The following is a 16,598-nucleotide window of genomic DNA, read 5'->3' as shown; positions in this document are numbered from 1 at the left end:
CCGTTCAGAGAAGTAATTTTGCAGATCGCAACCCCCACGACTTCAAGGAGACTCCCATGCTTAAAATTCAGGATTACCGCCCCCAGCCCTTCATTGACTTCACCAAAGCCGAGAACGTGCAGGCTTACGAGGCCGCCCTCAAAAAAGTCCGCGCCGAACTGGTGGGCAAGCACTACCCGATGGTCATTGACGGCGAGCGCGTGGACACTGCTGAGAAGCTGACCTCCCTGAATCCCTGCGACACTTCCGAAGTGGTGGGAACGACGGCCAAAGCCACCATAGAGGACGCCGAACGCGCCTTGCAGGGGGCATGGAAGGCGTTTGAGACGTGGAAGACCTGGGACATGGACGCCCGCGCCCGAATTCTCCTGAAGGCGTCGGCCAAACTGAAGGAACGCCGCCTGGAAGCCTGCGCCTTGATGAGCATCGAGGTGGGCAAGAACTACGCCGAGGCCGACGTGGAAGTAGCCGAGGCCATTGATTTCCTGGAGTACTACGCCCGCAGCGCCATGAAGTATTCGGGCTTCGGCAGCAGCGAGACCACCTGGTTTGAGGGCGAGGAAAACGGCCTGATGTCGCTGCCGCTGGGCGTGGGCGTGAGCATCAGCCCGTGGAACTTTCCCTGCGCCATCTTCGTGGGCATGCTGGCCGCGCCCATCGTGGTGGGCAACTGCGTGATCGCCAAACCCGCCGAGGACAGCGGCCTGATCGCCGGATTCATCGCCGACATCATGTACGAGGCTGGCCTGCCTGCCGGGGTGCTGCAATTCCTGCCCGGTGTGGGCAAGGACGTGGGCGAGTACCTGACCACGCACGCCAAAACCCGCTTTATTACCTTCACTGGCAGCCGCGCGGTGGGCCTGCACATCAACGAGGTGGCGGCCAAGGTGCAGCCCGGCCAGAAGTGGATCAAGAAAGTGGTGCTGGAACTGGGCGGCAAGGACGGCATGATCGTGGACGAGACCGCCGATCTGGAAGTGGCGATTACCGCCGCCGTGCAGGGCGCGTTCGGCTTCAACGGCCAGAAGTGCAGCGCCATGAGCCGCCTGATCGTGGTGGACGCCGTGTATGACGACGTGGTGAACGGCTTCGTGGAACGCGCGGGCAAACTGAAGATGGGTACCGGCGAGGAAAACGCCAACGTGACCGCCGTGGTCAACCAGATGAGCTTTGACAAGATCAAGGGCTACCTGGAACTTGCGCCGCAGGAGGGCAAGGTGCTGCTGGGCGGCGAGGCTCCCGGCGAGTGCAACGGCAAGCAGGGCTACTACATCCAGGCCACCATCGTCGGCGACGTGAAGCGCGACGCCCGCATGGCGCAGGAAGAAATCTTCGGGCCAGTGATCTCGGTCATTCGCGCGAAGGACTGGCAGGACGCCCTGGACATTGCCAACTCCACCGAATATGGCCTGACGGGCGGCGTGTGCAGCCGGGATCGTGCCCGGCTGGAGCAGGCCCGCCAGGAACTGGAAGTGGGCAACCTGTACTTCAACCGCAAGATCACGGGCGCAATCGTGGGCGTGCAGCCCTTTGGCGGCTACAACATGAGCGGCACCGACAGCAAGGCGGGTGGGCCAGATTATCTGGCGTATTTCATGCAGCTCAAGACGGTGACGGAACGCTGGTAAGGCACAACTTTTCTCTGGCCCTCTCCACTGCTTTTCTCTGGCCCCCTTCGCAGTGGAGGGGGCTTTTCTTATGCCTTGCTCAGGAGCCGATCCACCATCAACGCCCCGCCCAGAATCGCCGGGATGCCGCCGCCGGGGTGGACGCCCGTACCGACTTGCCACAGCCGGGGCGTCAGGCGGTAGGGCTGCGGGTGGAAGGGGCCGCCGCGCCACATAGGCAGGGCCGCGCCGTAAATCGCGCCGCCCGGATGGCCGCCCGCCGCGTAGTGTTCGGGGGTCAGTGCCACAGCTTCAGTGGCAGAGGCCAGCAGCCCTGGCACGCCCAGCGTCCGTTCCACCCGTGCCACCTGGGCACGAACCCAGGGATGCCCCAGCCCCAGCGGGCGCGCGGTGGCAGGGGCGGTGAGCAACACGGCCAGCCTGCGCCCATCGGCGTGGACGAGGGCCAGCGTATCCGGCGGCAAGGCTCCGGCACGGATGGCGGCGCGGAAATTCTGAAAGTCGGACGGGGGAATGATGGAAGTGGCAGGCAGGAGCGTGAGCTGAGGCAACGCTGCGTAAATCGCCACGCCGCTCACTGTCCGCTTGGATGTGGGCGAAACGGTAGGCAGGCCGCGCAACTTTGCCAGTCGGTGCGGGTCTATGGCGCTGACGAGGAGATCATGTCGGGCCATTTCATCGCCATTCAAGGTGAGGTTAGAGCCGCTGATACGCGTGACTGTCACACCCTCCCGAATCTCCACACCACGCGCCGCAGCAAAGCCGAGAAGTGCGTCCAGCAAAGTTCCCATCCCATGTGCAGGCCGGTAAACCTCCGCGCCCACCAGCGCTGGAATCAGGGCGTACAGGGCTGGGGCGTCGGCGGGCGACAGACCCGCGTTCAGGGCGTGTGTGCGAATGGCGTGGGCCAGCGCGGGCGGGAGGTGCTGGGCGCGTATCCAGCTCTCGGCGGTGAGATGTGGGCCAACCACCGCAAACAGCGCCCGACTGGCCCGCAGGAAAACCGGATCGGTCAGGCGCGGCGGCGTGGTCAGAAGGGCAACGATATGTGGCGCAAGGGGCTGAACCTTCGCGCGATATTTTTCCCAGGACGCATACAGTGGGTGGCCCGGCGGCACAGGCAAAGGCACGCGGCCAAATGGGGTGTAGTGAATTCCCAGTCCGCCCGGCAACGGCTGAAGATTGAGCGTGTCAGCCTCACCCAGCCTCTGTAAGTACCTTTCCCACACACCTGGAAAGGTGAAAAGGCTGGGGCCGGTATCAAAGCTCAGGCCGCCCACCACCTCACGCCGCAGTTTGCCACCCGCGCGGTCCCGCTCGTAGACGGTGACGCGGTGGCCGCGCCCCGCCAGCAGGCACGCCAACGCCAGCCCAGCCAGCCCGCCGCCCAGGATGCCGACGCTCAGATCAGACTTCAGATTCCGGTCCACAGGCCGCGTGCCAGCAGGTAGACCAGACCCACGCCCGCCACCGCGCCGACGATCCAGGGGGTCACGATACTCAGCGGGTACAGGCGGGCGGCCCGCATAGGGGTGGGATCACGCAGCAGGGCCACGGCCATTCCACCGCAGGTCAACCACAACGCCAGCGCAGTCAAGATAGAAACCGGCCACAGCAGCGTCCCCGCCACGGCAAACCATGCCAATGCATAGGCCGCCGTTCCCCGCACGCCCAGGACCGTCGCCACTGTGCGCGTTCCGGCCTCGCGGTCTGCGGGGATGTCCTGCGCGGCGTCGAAGGCGTGTTTGCCCACTGCGTAGGCCATCAGCGCCAGCAGGGGCCACCACGGCACGGGCGTTCCCAGCGCCAGCGCGGGCAGCGCCAGCGGGAGAGCGTAGGCCACGTTGCTCAGGCCGTCCAGAAACGGGCGGCCCTTCAGCCTCAGCGGCGGCAGGCTGTAAGCCGCGAACAACACGGCTGACACGGCCAGCAGCAGCGACGCGGCAGGAGGAAGCAGCACGGCCAGACCCACCAGCGCGGGCAGGTTGATCGCCAGCGCGGCCGTCAGCAGGGGGCCGCCCTCGGCCACGGTCAGCCGCGCGCCCTGCCAGCCGCCCTTGCGCGAACTGCGGGCGTCTTCCTCCCGGTCAGAAAGATCGTTCAGGCCGTAGATCAGCAGGTTGAACGGCAGTGTCAGGTACAGCAGCAGGGCCAGCACGCCGGGGTCCAGCGTGTACAGCCGCCCGGTCAGCCACACGCCCGTGACCAGCGTGCCCACCGTGTTGATCCACAGCGCGGGCCGCGACACCACCAGCAGGCGGCGCAGGGGCAGCAGCGCAGGGTGAGCCAGGTTGTGGAGGCGGGCGCGCATTCGCATTCAACGCGCATTGTAAGAGAGGCGCTCAGGGGTGGATGCCCCGGCCTTGCTAGGATGTAAAGACTGATGACCCTTTGCCGTCCTGCCAGCCTTCAAATCCCCTTCACGCCAGGCTCCCGATGAGCGGCGGCCTCGTCGCCCTGCTCGACGACGTGGCGGCCCTGGCCAAGCTGGCCGCCGCGTCCATCGACGACATCGGCGCGGCGGCGGGCAAGGCCGGGGTCAAGGCGATTGGGGTCGTGGTGGACGACACGGCGGTCACACCCCGTTATGTCACCGGTTTCACGCCGGACCGCGAACTGCCGATCATCTGGCGCATCGCCAAGGGTTCGCTGAAGAACAAGATCGTGTTTATTTTGCCCGCCGCGCTGGTGCTGAGCCAGTTTCTGCCGTGGGCATTGAATCCGCTGCTGATGGTGGGCGGGGCCTACCTGTGTTTCGAGGGGGCCGAGAAGCTGTACGAGGCGATCTGGGGCCACCACAACTCAGAGGGAGAAGACGTCATCAAGCTCGCCAGCGACGCCCACGAGGAGAAGATGGTCTCGGGCGCGATTCGCACCGACTTCATCCTGTCGGCAGAAATCATGGCGATCTCGCTGGCGGAAGTGGCAGATCAAGCGTTCTTCTCCCGCGCGCTGATCCTGGTGGTGGTGGCTCTAATGATCACGGCGCTGGTCTACGGCGTCGTGGGGCTGATCGTGAAGGCTGACGATCTTGGCGTGCGGCTGGCGGCTACTGGTTCCAGGACGGCGCAGGCAGTGGGGCGCGGTCTGGTCAAGGGTATGCCGGTGGTGATGTCGGCCCTGTCGGTGATCGGCACGGCGGCGATGCTGTGGGTGGGCGGCCACATCATCATCGACGGGCTGGACAAGTTCGGGCTGAGCTGGCCCGCACACACCCTGCACGATCTGGCTCTGGCGGCAGGCCACGCCATTCCCTTCGCGGAGGGCGTGGTGGAGTGGCTGGTGGAAACGCTGGGGTCCGCGCTGGTGGGCATTGTGCTGGGCGGAATCATCGTGGCGGCGCTGCATCTGCGGCCTGCGAAAGCTGCGGCCCACTGAACGCCCAGACGGGGTGAGGGCTGCCTTCCGCCCTACTTCTGAATCAGGAGCGCTCCAGCAGCCACGCCAGCAGCGCCGCTCGGATTTCCTCGCGCGGTTCGTCGTTCAGCAGTTCGTGGTATCCGCCGTCCTGCAAGATCAGGGTTTTGTCGGGACTGGCAATCGTGTCGAAGAAGCGCTGGCTGCCCGCCGGATCAGTAATCTTATCCGCCGTGCCGTGAATGACCAGGGTGGGCAGTTTCCAGTTGGGGTACCCGGCCCATAACTTCCCGCTCAGGCCCAGCATGGTGGCCGCCGTCAGGGCACGGACCTTGCCGTGATACACCAGTTCGTCGGCCTTGTAGGCAGCCACCTCCTCCGGCAGGCGGGACAGCCCAGCGGTTCCCAGATCCGTCACGGGCGCGGCGGGGGCCACCTTGGCCAGCAGCGGGGCCAGAGCCTTGACCAGCGCGGGTTCATCCTGGCCCACCAGCAGCGCCGGGCTGGACAGGATCACGCCGCTCAGGCCACGCGGATCGCGGGACGCGCTGGCCGCCGTGACCAGACCTCCCATGCTGTGGCCCAGAGCAAACAGCGGCAGCGGTGAATCGTCGCCGGGACGGCCCCGCAATGCCTCGCGCGCCTTCAGATGGTCTTCTACCAGCACGTTCAGGTCCACCACCGCGCGCCGTCCCTCCGAGTGGCCGTGGCCGCGCTGATCGTAGGCGTAGACGGTGAAGCCTGCCTGGACCAGCGTGGGAATCAGGGCGTGATAGCGCTCGACGTAGCGCTGCGCGTACTCACCCACTCCATGCGAGATCAGAACCGCGCCGCGCGGGTGCTGTGCCTCTGGGTGCTGGGCTGCTGGGTGCTGGGCTTCTGGGTGCTGGGCCTGCCACACGTAGCCGCTGACGGGCGCACCCGGCACCTTCCATTCCTGATGTTCCATGTCACGGAGTGTAGCGTTCCCCATGCAGCCGCCCTGATAAAGCCTGCGTAAACCAGCTTCATCACGGCGCGCACCGCCACAGGCGCAGACTGGGCGCATGGCAGATATTGCAAGAAAGGCGAATGCCCAGTGGATGGGCGATCTCAAGGGCGGCAAGGGCAACATCAGTACCGAGAGCGGCACGGTCAAGGACGCGCAGTACTCGTTCGGGACGCGCTTCGAGAACGGCACCGGCACCAACCCGGAAGAGCTGCTGGCCGCCGCGCACGCGGGCTGTTTCACCATGCAACTGTGCGCCATGCTGGCAGACCACGGCCATGACCCCAAAGACGTGCGGACCGAAGCCACCTGCGAGATGGTCAAGGACGGCCCCGGCTTCAAGGTCAGCGCCATGAGGCTGATGGTGCGCGGCAAGGTGGGCAGCATCGATCAGGCCGAATTTGAGAAGCATGTGGCCCAGGCCGCCGAGCTGTGCCCCATGAGCAGGGTCATGCAGGGCAACGTGGAAATCACGCACGAGGCCGTGCTGGAATAGCCTGTAGAAAGCGAAGACCCGCGCCCCCGCTTCGGCTGGGGCGTTTTCGTTCTGTGCCATATGACCGATGCGTCCGAATCGCTGTTCCGGCTAGGCTGTGGAGATGGGCTACCTCTTCCATCTCGTCGGTCCACCGGGAAGCGGCAAACGAACCATTGGGCTGAAGCTGTCGGCACTGACGGGTGCGGTATTGCTGGACAACCCCCTGTTCAACGACGCCGTGTTCAGGCCCTACGGTGCGGATGGGTTGCGCTCCATCCCGGAGGAAATCCACGTGCTGGCAACGCAGGTTCGCAAGCTGGGGCTGGAGGCCGCCCGCCTTGCCCCGCGCGACGTGAGCCAGATATTCACGAGCTATCTGACCAACCGCCCCTCCGGCCCCGCCGCCCTGCAACTGGTGCGAAATCTGGCGGCAGCCCGAGATGTCCGGTACATTCCCGTCTGGCTGGAGTGCGACGTGGAGGAACTTGAGCGCCGTCTGTCCTTGCCCGAACGGCTGGAGCGGGCCAAGTTGCGTGACCCGGCCATCCTGCGGGAAACATTGCGAACATCCGGCATGTTGAGTGCGCCGCCCGACGCCATCCGCATCGACACCCTGGCTCTGGCCCCGGCGGACGCGGCGCGGTTGATCGCGGAGCATTCAGGGGCGCTGTTCTGAAAAAACGCGGTCTGGAAACAGAGTTATCCGGCTACATTTGCAGAATCATGCCCCCGGCGATCAATCCCGCCCCCGTCCCCGCGAACATCAGTGTGTCGCCCTCCCCTGCCCGGCCCGTCGTGAGGGCCTGATGTAGCGTGAGCGGCAGACTGGCGGCGATCACGTTGCCCAGGTGCGTGAGGGTCACCTCGGTCTGCTCGGCGGGCCAGCCGTAGCGGCGCATCAGGTCCAGACCCGCCGCGCTGGCCTGATGCGGCACGACGCGGTCAATGCCGGGCAGCCCCGTGCTGAGGCCGGGGCGCAGCGTTTCCAGAAAATCGGGAACCACCTGCGAGGCCAGCCGCAGGACCGAGAGGCCGTGCATGTCGAAGGTAAAGTCTGTTGGCACGGCGTCCGGGTGCCGGGGCGAGAGCAGGGAGCCGCCGCCGCGAATGCGGGTGTGGTCCGCGCCCTCCGGGTAGGTGGCGACGCGCATGGCGTGGATGCCCTGCCCGTCACGCGCAGCGGGGCCGACGACGACAGCCGCCGCACCGTCCCCGATCAGCAGCGCACTTTCCGGCTGGGCAAAGTTGAGGCCAGGGCTGCCCGCCTCGCTGCTGACGATCAGGACATGCTTTGCCTGACCCGCGCCGATCAGCAGGGCCGCGTGATTCAGCGCCAGCAGAAAGCTCAGGCAGGTGCCGTGAATGCTGTAGGTGGCCGCGCCGCGCAGACCCAGCTCGCGGGCAAACAGCGCCGCACCGTCGGGAATGGGCTGGAGCTGGCTGCCACTGGCATTCAGCAGGGTGTCGATCTGGGCCACTTCCAACCCCGCCGCCGCCACCGCCTCCCGCGCGGCCTGTGCGCCCAGGGTCAGGGCCGTTTCGGAACCGGACAGCCAGCGGCGCTCGTGGACCCCGGTACGCTTGACGGCGATTTCGGGGGGCATCCCGCACAGGGCAGCGGCCTCGGCGGTGGAAACGATGCGGGCGGGCAGTGCCTGAGCAGTGGACAGGATTCGCAGACCGAGAACTTGATTCATGGCAATTCTCCCATTTCCCCACACAGCCAGAGACGGCGGACCCGGCGGCACTTGACACCCGGCGAAGGAGCGGGCAAGGGCTGAACAGTGACCTGAATACGCGCAACGTCTCCCCCACCCCGCTCCAGCGCGCGGCGAACCTGGGCACACGCCTCCTGCCGGGTTTCAGGAGTGAGAGGCTGAATCAACAGACGCAGTTCGGCTGGGCCAGTCTGTTCCACCCGGTACTCGCGCAGGCCGGGGACGCGGTTCATGGCCCCACGCAGAAAATCGGGCCAGATTTTGACACGTCCCAGAGTTCCAGGCAAATCCAGCGCGTCGTCCTGCCGCCCGGCCACTCGCAGTACTCGGCGGGAGGCCAGCCCACACGAACACCCGTCCGCCAGCACCAGCAGATCGTCCAGCCGGTGCCGGACCATCGGCTGGGTGGTACGGCGCAGGTCGGTCAGGATGGGGCGCTGGTGGCCGTCTCCCACCGCTTCAAAGTCAAAGTGAACGTGCGCCTCGTTGAGATGCAGATTTCCATGCCGACAGGGCAGGCCAAGCAGCCCCTCGGTGGCCTGATAGACCTGCACCACGGGGCCGAAGCCGCGTTCCAGCGCCGCGCGGTCATCGTCCTCAAGGACTTCGGCCACGCTGACCACGCGTTCAGGTTGTGCCGTGGCCCCGGCGTCCAGCAGGGCACGCAACACGCTGGGTGGGCCGATCAGCAGGGTGGGACCGTAGGCGCTCAGATCGGCGGCCAGTTCGTCCAGCGGGCGCAGCAGGTCCAGAAAGTTGAAGTCCAGCCGCCCGCTGCCCACGCTGCGGTACAGGCCACCGTCGGCGCGCAGCAGGAAGGCGACGCGCTGCCGTTTCAGCAGGCCCAGTGGGAAAGCGGGCAGCAGATGCCGCAGCACCACCCCGGCCCACTGCAAGCGCTCGGCGCGCGACACCACGAACGCGCCCGCATTGCCGCTGGTGCCGCTGGACAGGCCCACCGTAACGGGGCCGCGCGGCGTGGGCAGCGTGGGCGTGAAATCGCGGGTGTCCTCGGCGCGGCGGGCGATTTCCAGCACATCCTTCAGATGCAGCCCGGCGGTATTGAGCTGATCAAAATGGGCCATCATCTCCGCCTTCCCCACGGGCGGTAACTCGCGCCACTGGCTGAGGCCCAGACCCGCATCCAGGAACCGCTGGGCGGTGAAGGGACTGTGTGCGGCCACCCAGCGCAGATGCCCTGTCGCCAGCCGCCCCTGATGCTTTTCCAGCGTGGCGCGGTTCCGAAACATCAAACCACCCTCGCCCAGCGCGTGTTTCAGAACGGTCAGACGGTCCAGCACTTCAGACATGTCCAGTCTCCGGCGCGTCGTGGCTGACGAAGACCCCGGCACGAGGGTGAGCCAGCAGCCACTGGCGCAACTGTTCGGCGCTGCGGCGTTCGGCAGCAGCGTCATCAAAGATCACGCGGGCCAGCGGATGAACTTCCAACCCCTCGCGCAGACCCCACACGCTCCAGGCAGCGTCGGCGGCCAGCAACATCAGGCCCGCGCCGTCACCGTCCAGCACCGCTTCGGGCGTGGTGCGGACGATCAGCGCAATCATCCCTGCCGCATGGCCCGGCACCTTGACCGCGTAGGCGCTGCCGTCCCCGAACACGTCAGCAGCGACTGCGAAAGGCGACAAACCGGGCGGAGCAGGCTGGAAATCCAGCGGGTGCAGGCGCGCCTCAAAGTCATCGGGGAGCAGTTCGGGCATGAACGCCTTGCGGATGGCGGCCACGCCGCGCAGATCACGCAGCGGCGCGTAGGTTGCCGCGTCCAGAGAGAATCGCGCCGCCCCGAAATCGCGCAGCCCGCCCACATGATCGGCGTGCAGGTGGGACACGATGACCTCCCTCACCTCATCCGGCGCAAAGCCCAGGCGGGCCAGTTGCGACAGCGCCGTCTCGCGGGGGTCCAGGCGCACCGGGGTCAGCAGGCCGTACAGCACGCCGGGCCAGCGCCGCATGGACGCCTGCACCCGCGCCGAATAGCCCGTGTCAAACAACACCGGGCCAAGCAACGGGTGCAGCAGCAGCGCGAACCCCGCCGGGTAGGTCTGCACCCGCCACGCCGCGCCGCGCTGGGTCAGCGCCGAGATGTTCAGGCACTCGCCCGCCGCCAGGGGAATCACACGCAGGTGGGTCATGGGCGCACGCCTCTTAGCACTTCCGCCAGCCCTTCGTGTGGATGAATGACCGGGGCGTACCCCAGCCGCGCCTGCACGCGGGTCAGGTCCAGGGTCATCGGGCGGGTCAGCAGGCGCACGCCGCTGGCGGTCAGCGTCGGCTCAGGGCGTGCGGGATGAAGGCGAGCAGCCAGTTCAAGCACGCGTGCCGCGTTCTCAACCAGACGGGCCGGGATGTACCGCTTCGGACGGGCCACCCCCAACGCATCCGCCAGCGCGTCCAGCGTGGCCCAGATCGGCACCGTTTCGCCGTCGGTGACGTTGTAGATGCCGGGAGCAGACCCCTCCAGCGCCAGCCGCGCGGCGTGGGCGACGTTGCGAACGTGGGTCAGTTCAGTGTGGACCTCGCCCCGCACCAGACGCGGCAGACGGCCCGAACGCAGGGCACGGCTCAGCCGGGGAATGATGGAGGTGTCCCCGACGCCGTAAATGCCGCGTGGGCGCAGAATGGTGGCTTCGGGATGGGCCGATGTCACCTCCAGTTCGGCCAGAAACTTGCTGCGAGCGTACAGGCTGTCAAAGCGCGGGCCAATCGGCGCAGATTCCGGCACGTCTTGAGAAAGGCCCGTGGCGTTGTACACGCTGGGCGTGCTGATGTGAACCAGTCGCAGTCCCCGTGCGGCACAAGCCCGCGCGATCTCCCGGCTGACCATAATGTTGTCGGCCACGAAATCATCCCAGCGGCCCCACAGCGTGGAGCGGGCAGCGGCATGTAGCACGGCGTCGGCATCCTCCAGAGCGGGCAGCCAGTCGGCGGGGTTCCGCAGATCGGCGCGCAGGAACCGGACGCCATCCGACTCAAGCGCCGCGCCTTTGCCCATATCGCGGCCCAGCCCCGTGACCGTGTGGCCACGCCGTGCCAGCTCACGGGCCGTGACGCCGCCCAGAAAGCCGGTTGCTCCCGTCACCAGGATTCGCATGGGGGCAGCTTAGAGGGTGCGCCGCTTCTCCCCGCCTGGATTGGAACGCCGTTCAAGCGGTGATGCCAATCACCACAATTCCGGGTACAATCTCGGAACAGCGCCGAGATCGCCCCCTCCATTGTTGTGATTGGCATTTTTCCCTCCTCGCTCTGCTCGGAAAATCCGGCTCAACGGAGCCGAATTTTCGGTGATTGGTATCAGGTATCGTGAGGCCATGACCGCCCCCGAAACGCCGTTCGCCCCCGGCCAGCGCTGGGCCTACCGCACCCGCCCCGGCAAGGCCGCCTCCACGCTGCTGATCCTGCGCGGCGGCGGGGACACCTGGCACATCACAGTGGACGGCCTGCACCTGAAAAACCCGTACACGGCGGGCGGCGTCCAGACCGATCTGCCGCACTCGCCCATTTCCGCAGGCGCGCTGCGGGCCAGCGTGAGCGCACTGCTGGAGGAAGGCGCGACGCTGCCCGAGGACCAGAGCGGCTATGAGCAGTGGCGTGGGGCGCACGAGCGGGGCGAGGCGGGCGTCTTCACGCTGGAAGTCGCGCAGATCGTGACGGCGCTGGAAGAGGCCGTGAACACGCCACGCCCGTCCGAGGGCAATCCGCTGTTTCAGAAGAACAAGCTCAAGTAGAGTCTGGCCCAGTCAGCATGGCTGCGTTATACGCCGCCGACTGCCCACGCGCGATGCTCAGGGTCTGCCACGCCGGGCCGCGCAGGGTCTTGACCAGCAGAATGAGCTGATAGACATGTCCGCTGTAGTGGGCCACCTGCCGCTGAACGGCTTCTAGCACGGTATGGACCTCGCCCCGGATGGTCAGCGGGCGGGTCAGGTCTTCGGGAGCCAGGTGGTCCAACGTGTCCAGAAAGACCTGCCAGCCGTCCTCCCAGCGGTCTATCAGGGCAGCCCCATCCTGCGTGCCTTCCTCAAATTCGGCGTCGCGGTTGCGGACGGCACTCTCGCCCTCGGTTCCCACGCTGTAGCCACCGCGCAAGCCTCCCCAGCGCGAGTGCATGTTGCCCGCCAGATGCTGCACCAGTACGGCAGCGGAATTGCCGTCCGGGGCCAGCAGCGTGTGCCACTCGCCCTCCCCGAGCTGGGCCAGCGCCCCGTCTCCCAGCGCCTTGACGCCGCGCATCCGCCCGCGCACGTCCGAGAGATACAGCGCAGCCACGTCCATACCGCTCACTGAACCCGCCGCAGCGTCAGCGGGTAGCGAATGCCGTTGACGCGCAGGCTGCCGTCAAACAGCTCACCCCTGACCTGCCCGCTCAGAAAGGCGTCGGACTTGAGGGCCACGCCGCTGATGCCGAAGCCCAGGATGCCCGCATTCAGGCGAGGCACGTTGCCCGGCGTGATCTGGACGCTTAATTCCGCCGCGTCTGCTCCGGGCAGCAATGTGCCCGTCGCTTCAAATCGGTCCCCGCTGCTGAGGTTGGCCAGCGTGCCGCTCAGGGCGTAATTCACCGGATTGACAGTGAAGGTCAGGCGGTACTGCTGCACGGTCAACAGCACCCGCGCCGAACCCTCCCAGACCTGCACGGGTTGGGGGCGGACGGCGGGCGCGCAGGCCGCCAGCAGCAGAGCGATGGGAAGCAGCCGTTTCAAGCCCCAGCCTCCCAGGCCAGCCCCAGGCCCAGCAGGCGGTCATCCTCGCCGTGCCGCCCGACGAGTTGCACGCCGACGTAAGGCGTGGAGGTGGGCAGCGAGATAGTGGGCACACCCAGCATGCTGAACGGCGCGGTCAGGCGCAGGACGACGCGGCGCAGGGGCAACGTTCCCGCTTCAACCTCCACCTCATCCTGTCCGATCAGCGGGGGCGGGGTGGGAACGGCGGGGGCCAGCAGCACGTCAAAGGCAGTGAACAGCCCGTTCAGCAGCCACGCGTAGTCGGCGCGGCGGTCAAAGGCGTGCTGGACCTCCTCATCACTCAGCGCGGCCCCCTGACGCAAGGCGGCGAGCGTGAAGGGCTGGAAACCGGGTTCATCCAATTTCAGGGCTTTAGCGTGAATGCTGGCCGCCTCACTGAGGACGATGGGCGAGTAGGCATCCAGCATCTCGGGCAGGTAAACGGGCGTGATGGTTGCGCCGCGCCGTTTCAGATCGGCGGCGAAGGCCAGCGTCGCCTCGTGCAAAGCGCTGTCTGTCCAGCCGTCCGGTAGCCACAGGCCCACGCGCACGCCATTCCAGTCCTGCGCCTCTATCTGCCGCCCGGTCAGCGCCGCCTGCACCCGCGCAATGGTTGCCAGATCACGCGCCAGCGGGCCGGTATGGTCACAGGTCCACGACAGCGGCAGCACGCCTTCCGTACTCCAGTCCGGGTGGCCCTTCGTCGGCTTGTATCCCACCACGCCGCACCACGCCGCCGGAACGCGAATGCTGCCGCCCGTATCCGTTCCCAGCGCGAAGTCGGCTTGACCCAGCGCCACGCTGACTGCCGCGCCGCCGCTGCTGCCGCCAGGAATGCGCGCCGGATCATGCGGGTGGGTGGTACTGCCGTAACCGTTCATGCCCGTGATGCCCAGCGCGATCTCGTGCAGATGGGTCTTGCCCACGGCGGACGCGCCCAGCTCTAGCAGTCGGCGCACCAGCACGCTCTCGCCGGGATCAGGGACGGGCGCGCGGGTGCTGGCGGTCAGCGGCCAGCCGGGAACGCCGTACAGGTCCTTGACGCTGAAGGTCAGCCCCGAGAGTGGTCCGCCCGCTGCACCGGAAAGCGGCTCGGCGGGGCGGTAGGCCCAGGCGCGTTGAGGGTCCGGGAAATCAGGAGTGGTGGACATGAGGACAGGGTACGGCGTTGAGACCGCGAGGCGGCGTCAGAGTGCCCCTCACATCGGATAAACGCCCACCCTTCCATTGCTCGCCTCAAAACGGAATGATCGGGGCCTGCTTCCACTGTCCCTGGCTCAGCGTGAACGGTCCAAAGTTCTTCGGACCCAGCGGGCCAAAATCGGCAGTAAAAGTGCCGTCCAGACGGTAGGTGACGGCCTGACCGCGCGCCACCTTCAGGAACGAGGCGGCGGTGGACAGCGTGACCGGAATGGACACGTCGGCCTCCTGATCCGCCGAAGCCCGCGCCGGAACATTCACGCGCGGAAATTCCGCCTGACCCACCTGCGCGCCGTCGATCACCAGCGTGGCGGCGATGTTGCTCATTTTCAGGGGCACGGCATTGGGATTGGTCACGCGCAGCTTCAGCTTCAGGTCCGCCACAGGCGCGCCGCCCAGCCCACCGGGGAGCGACAGGCGGGTCAGGCGAACGCTCTGAACCTCGATAGTGGGCACCTGAAGAACCTGGGGCGCGGGCGCACAGGCGGCCAGACCACAGGCGGCAAGGGCGGCGGGAACAAGGAGACGCATGCAGCTAGCCTACCTGCCTCGACTCTGAAAAAGCTGATGGTGTGCTGCTACCCTGCACCCATGAACAGCAGGTGGATGGCACTGGCATTGGCGGGAACCTTGACAGGAACGGCGGGCGCGACAAATGTGGACTTCGGCGTGTCCTATCACGGCGGCGAACAGGCTGGGAATGGGCAGGGCGGCGGCTGGGCACACGTAGGGGTTTCGGATTTTCCAGCGCTGGGCGGACGCTTTTCGGCGGGCCTGTCCACCCGCGCCGCCGAGGTGGGGTACGCGCGCAGCCTGGCCCTGCCGCCGCTGGGCGTAGTCACGGCCCGCGCAGACGTGGCAGTGGCTTTTGCGGGGGGCGTGCGGGCCTCCACGCGGCTGGGCGGCAGCGCAGGGCCGGTAGCGCTGAATCTGGGGGCGACTGTCTTCAGCACCTCGGCAGCGCGCGTTGATCCGCTCTCGATCTGGAATTTTGACGCCACCGACAGCCGGGAGCGCGGCTTCAACGCCGACGTCAGCGCCCGCTACCGCATCAGCCGCAACCTGATCGCCGTGGCGGGCGGCGAGTTCGGCGGGCAGAATATGGGCGTTCTGGGGGTGGAAGGCCGCCGCGAGTTGACCCGCGTCCTGCCACCCGACGAAGGCGCGCAGCCCGGCGACGAACCGGAAACCGAATCCACCGGCACGCTGACCTGGCGCGCGGGTGTGCGGGCAGGCCAGAACATCCTGGGCGTCACCGGGGGCGTGTCCTACGCTGCCGAGTCGGGCCTGAATCTGGGGCTGGACGCGCTGGTGGGGCCAAAGGCGTTTGGCATCACGGGCAGCGTGGACGCCGGGGAACTGTTCGGCCCCGGCAGCAGCGTGCGCGTGTACGCAGCCTACGAACCGTGGCGCACCGCCAGCACCCCATTGCGCGCGGGCATTGCAGCCACCCGGCCTCTGGGGGGCGGCGAGGTGGGGCTGAACGTCAGCGGCGGGCGGGGCGTGGACGGCAAGACCGGGTACGGCGCACGGCTGACCTACAGCCTGCCATTGGGAGCCAACAACCAGCCCTGAACCCCTCTACAGCGTGAACCTCACGTCAGCCGCTGCGCCGCCTTCTCATGAGAACGGACGCGATACTCCTGGCATGAGCAAACCTCTCAGATTCACTGTTCTCGCCGCCCTGAGCGGTGTGCTGCTAATTCCTTCCGCCAGCGCCCAGAGTGTCCAGGACATCATCTCCAAAGTGGACGCCGCGCAGAAGGCCGCCAAGGATATTTCCTTTCGCCTGAGCGGCAGCGCCTCGCTGGAATCCAGCCCGCAGAAGATTGATTTCACGGTCAAGAGCATTCCGGCGCAGGGTCTGGCCCGCCTGCAATTCAACGCCCCCGACGCGCTGGCCGACAATATCGTGGTGGCCGACAAGAACGAGATTCGTCAGTACCTGTTCCTGACCAATCAGGTCACTATTACGTCTACCAAGAAGGCGGCAGATGGCGCGGGCTTCGGCGGGCTGGACTTCACTCAGCTCAGCAACACGGCCTCCCTGCTTTCACAGTACGACGTGAAACTGCTGTCCACCACGGGCGCGGCAGGCAAGCGGCTGTTTCAGTTGGAAGCCGTGCCCAAGAACGGAAACTCCACCGACAAGACCCGCGTGTACATCACCGAGGCGGGCTGGCGGCCCACCCGCATTCAGATCGTCAGCAGCGCGGGCAAGTCGCTGGCCGATCTGAACGTGGGCAATTACAAGGTCAACTCCGGCCTCAGCGTGGCCAGCCTGAAGAAACTGCCGCAGGACGCTGAGATCATCCGGCAGTAAAAATATTGAGTGCCGGGGAGAGATGCGAAGTTGTCGCCTCTCCCCTCTTTGCTGGAATTTTCGTGGAAGCCTTCAGCAGCCAGTTCAGAAATCGCTGTCTCTCAGCCACGTCCTGAACGCCAGCAATGGGCGTCTGGTCCGCTGCGGCGCAACTTCTACCGTGTGGACC

18 protein-coding genes are annotated in these 16,598 nt (G+C 66.7%); 7 read left to right on the top strand and 11 right to left on the bottom strand.

The window, feature by feature from the left end; translation table 11 throughout:
- The first annotated feature begins 56 nt into the window (after positions 1-56).
- On the top strand, positions 57-1,628 hold the full coding sequence (pruA, locus tag BOO71_RS12160) for an L-glutamate gamma-semialdehyde dehydrogenase (RefSeq protein ID WP_075832654.1): 1,572 nt from the start codon (positions 57-59) through the stop codon (positions 1,626-1,628).
- Between the two features lie 68 nt (positions 1,629-1,696).
- Here pruA and BOO71_RS12155 read toward each other — a convergent pair whose 3' ends face one another.
- Both BOO71_RS12155 and BOO71_RS12150 read right to left on the bottom strand, forming a co-directional pair.
- Positions 1,697-3,058 carry a phytoene desaturase family protein gene (locus BOO71_RS12155; RefSeq protein WP_139322917.1) on the bottom strand — a complete coding sequence of 454 codons (1,362 nt, stop codon included), beginning with the start codon at positions 3,056-3,058 and terminating at the stop codon, positions 1,697-1,699.
- A complete protein-coding gene (locus BOO71_RS12150; protein WP_139322916.1) occupies positions 3,043-3,945 on the bottom strand; it encodes a UbiA family prenyltransferase in 903 nt (300 codons plus the stop codon). Before BOO71_RS12150 ends, BOO71_RS12155 begins: the two co-directional genes overlap by 16 nt.
- 119 nt (positions 3,946-4,064) lie before the next feature.
- On the opposite strand from BOO71_RS12150, the gene BOO71_RS12145 reads away from it, so the two are divergent.
- Complete coding sequence (locus tag BOO71_RS12145; protein WP_075832650.1) at positions 4,065-5,006, top strand: DUF808 domain-containing protein; 942 nt, start codon at positions 4,065-4,067, stop codon at positions 5,004-5,006.
- A 43-nt stretch (positions 5,007-5,049) separates the two neighbouring features.
- Here BOO71_RS12145 and BOO71_RS12140 read toward each other — a convergent pair whose 3' ends face one another.
- Positions 5,050-5,934 (bottom strand): alpha/beta hydrolase, encoded by an 885-nt coding sequence (locus BOO71_RS12140; protein ID WP_075832648.1) that lies wholly within the window; start codon positions 5,932-5,934, stop codon positions 5,050-5,052.
- A 97-nt stretch (positions 5,935-6,031) separates the two neighbouring features.
- On the opposite strand from BOO71_RS12140, the gene BOO71_RS12135 reads away from it, so the two are divergent.
- Both BOO71_RS12135 and BOO71_RS12130 read left to right on the top strand, forming a co-directional pair.
- Positions 6,032-6,469 (top strand): OsmC family protein, encoded by a 438-nt coding sequence (locus BOO71_RS12135; protein ID WP_075832646.1) that lies wholly within the window; start codon positions 6,032-6,034, stop codon positions 6,467-6,469.
- 103 nt (positions 6,470-6,572) lie between these two features.
- Positions 6,573-7,127, top strand: a complete 555-nt coding sequence (locus tag BOO71_RS12130; RefSeq protein WP_075832644.1) for a hypothetical protein — start codon at positions 6,573-6,575, stop codon at positions 7,125-7,127.
- A gap of 31 nt (positions 7,128-7,158) precedes the next feature.
- Here the strand turns inward: BOO71_RS12130 and BOO71_RS12125 are convergent, their stop codons facing one another.
- From BOO71_RS12125 to BOO71_RS12110, 4 genes are read right to left on the bottom strand one after another with little or no spacing between them, the layout of a single operon-like run.
- Entirely contained in the window at positions 7,159-8,148 is a 990-nt protein-coding gene (locus tag BOO71_RS12125) for a 3-oxoacyl-[acyl-carrier-protein] synthase III C-terminal domain-containing protein (protein ID WP_075832642.1), read from the bottom strand.
- Complete coding sequence (locus tag BOO71_RS12120) at positions 8,145-9,479, bottom strand: F390 synthetase-related protein (RefSeq protein ID WP_075832640.1); 1,335 nt, start codon at positions 9,477-9,479, stop codon at positions 8,145-8,147. Before BOO71_RS12120 ends, BOO71_RS12125 begins: the two co-directional genes overlap by 4 nt.
- Positions 9,472-10,317, bottom strand: coding sequence for an MBL fold metallo-hydrolase (locus BOO71_RS12115; RefSeq protein ID WP_075832638.1), 846 nt, complete (start codon positions 10,315-10,317; stop codon positions 9,472-9,474). The genes BOO71_RS12120 and BOO71_RS12115 overlap by 8 nt, the downstream gene beginning before the upstream one ends.
- Positions 10,314-11,276 (bottom strand): NAD-dependent epimerase/dehydratase family protein, encoded by a 963-nt coding sequence (locus BOO71_RS12110; protein ID WP_075832636.1) that lies wholly within the window; start codon positions 11,274-11,276, stop codon positions 10,314-10,316. The genes BOO71_RS12115 and BOO71_RS12110 overlap by 4 nt, the downstream gene beginning before the upstream one ends.
- 217 nt (positions 11,277-11,493) lie before the next feature.
- On the opposite strand from BOO71_RS12110, the gene BOO71_RS12105 reads away from it, so the two are divergent.
- On the top strand, positions 11,494-11,910 hold the full coding sequence (locus tag BOO71_RS12105; protein ID WP_075832633.1) for a hypothetical protein: 417 nt from the start codon (positions 11,494-11,496) through the stop codon (positions 11,908-11,910).
- Here BOO71_RS12105 and BOO71_RS12100 read toward each other — a convergent pair.
- The 4 genes from BOO71_RS12100 to BOO71_RS12085 form a co-directional block, all read right to left on the bottom strand.
- A complete protein-coding gene (locus BOO71_RS12100) occupies positions 11,903-12,457 on the bottom strand; it encodes a DUF1572 family protein (protein ID WP_075832631.1) in 555 nt (184 codons plus the stop codon). The genes BOO71_RS12105 and BOO71_RS12100 overlap by 8 nt on opposite strands.
- 5 nt (positions 12,458-12,462) lie before the next feature.
- Complete coding sequence (locus BOO71_RS12095; RefSeq protein ID WP_075832629.1) at positions 12,463-12,885, bottom strand: hypothetical protein; 423 nt, start codon at positions 12,883-12,885, stop codon at positions 12,463-12,465.
- Positions 12,882-14,057: an amidase gene (locus BOO71_RS12090; RefSeq protein WP_075832627.1), complete on the bottom strand. Its 1,176-nt coding sequence runs from the start codon at positions 14,055-14,057 to the stop codon at positions 12,882-12,884. Before BOO71_RS12090 ends, BOO71_RS12095 begins: the two co-directional genes overlap by 4 nt.
- Positions 14,058-14,142: 85 nt before the next feature.
- Positions 14,143-14,637 carry an LEA type 2 family protein gene (locus BOO71_RS12085; protein ID WP_075832625.1) on the bottom strand — a complete coding sequence of 165 codons (495 nt, stop codon included), beginning with the start codon at positions 14,635-14,637 and terminating at the stop codon, positions 14,143-14,145.
- A gap of 60 nt (positions 14,638-14,697) precedes the next feature.
- Here BOO71_RS12085 and BOO71_RS12080 point away from each other — a divergent pair, with 60 nt between their 5' ends.
- Together BOO71_RS12080 and BOO71_RS12075 are read left to right on the top strand one after the other, a co-directional pair.
- Positions 14,698-15,681, top strand: a complete 984-nt coding sequence (locus BOO71_RS12080) for a hypothetical protein (RefSeq protein WP_075832623.1) — start codon at positions 14,698-14,700, stop codon at positions 15,679-15,681.
- 73 nt (positions 15,682-15,754) lie between these two features.
- A complete protein-coding gene (locus BOO71_RS12075; RefSeq protein WP_075832621.1) occupies positions 15,755-16,429 on the top strand; it encodes an outer membrane lipoprotein carrier protein LolA in 675 nt (224 codons plus the stop codon).
- Positions 16,430-16,598 lie beyond the last annotated feature (169 nt).

Source organism: Deinococcus marmoris, assembly GCF_001949125.1.
In the GTDB taxonomy this organism is placed as follows: Bacteria; Deinococcota; Deinococci; order Deinococcales; family Deinococcaceae; genus Deinococcus; species Deinococcus marmoris_A.
This window is presented reverse-complemented; position numbering and strand designations above follow the sequence as displayed.

Bases quoted from the DNA above. Each gene is read 5' to 3' on its own strand.
- BOO71_RS12140 (WP_075832648.1), bottom strand. From the start codon at position 5,934: ATGGAACATCAGGAATGGAAGGTGCCGGGTGCGCCCGTCAGCGGCTAC.
- BOO71_RS12145 (WP_075832650.1), top strand. From the start codon at position 4,065: ATGAGCGGCGGCCTCGTCGCCCTGCTCGACGACGTGGCGGCCCTGGCC.
- BOO71_RS12125 (WP_075832642.1), bottom strand. From the start codon at position 8,148: ATGAATCAAGTTCTCGGTCTGCGAATCCTGTCCACTGCTCAGGCACTG.
- BOO71_RS12130 (WP_075832644.1), top strand. From the start codon at position 6,573: ATGGGCTACCTCTTCCATCTCGTCGGTCCACCGGGAAGCGGCAAACGA.
- BOO71_RS12090 (WP_075832627.1), bottom strand. From the start codon at position 14,057: ATGTCCACCACTCCTGATTTCCCGGACCCTCAACGCGCCTGGGCCTAC.
- BOO71_RS12075 (WP_075832621.1), top strand. From the start codon at position 15,755: ATGAGCAAACCTCTCAGATTCACTGTTCTCGCCGCCCTGAGCGGTGTG.
- BOO71_RS12150 (WP_139322916.1), bottom strand. From the start codon at position 3,945: ATGCGAATGCGCGCCCGCCTCCACAACCTGGCTCACCCTGCGCTGCTG.
- BOO71_RS12120 (WP_075832640.1), bottom strand. From the start codon at position 9,479: ATGTCTGAAGTGCTGGACCGTCTGACCGTTCTGAAACACGCGCTGGGC.
- BOO71_RS12100 (WP_075832631.1), bottom strand. From the start codon at position 12,457: ATGGACGTGGCTGCGCTGTATCTCTCGGACGTGCGCGGGCGGATGCGC.
- pruA (WP_075832654.1), top strand. From the start codon at position 57: ATGCTTAAAATTCAGGATTACCGCCCCCAGCCCTTCATTGACTTCACC.
- BOO71_RS12105 (WP_075832633.1), top strand. From the start codon at position 11,494: ATGACCGCCCCCGAAACGCCGTTCGCCCCCGGCCAGCGCTGGGCCTAC.
- BOO71_RS12135 (WP_075832646.1), top strand. From the start codon at position 6,032: ATGGCAGATATTGCAAGAAAGGCGAATGCCCAGTGGATGGGCGATCTC.
- BOO71_RS12110 (WP_075832636.1), bottom strand. From the start codon at position 11,276: ATGCGAATCCTGGTGACGGGAGCAACCGGCTTTCTGGGCGGCGTCACG.
- BOO71_RS12085 (WP_075832625.1), bottom strand. From the start codon at position 14,637: ATGCGTCTCCTTGTTCCCGCCGCCCTTGCCGCCTGTGGTCTGGCCGCC.
- BOO71_RS12115 (WP_075832638.1), bottom strand. From the start codon at position 10,317: ATGACCCACCTGCGTGTGATTCCCCTGGCGGCGGGCGAGTGCCTGAAC.
- BOO71_RS12080 (WP_075832623.1), top strand. From the start codon at position 14,698: ATGAACAGCAGGTGGATGGCACTGGCATTGGCGGGAACCTTGACAGGA.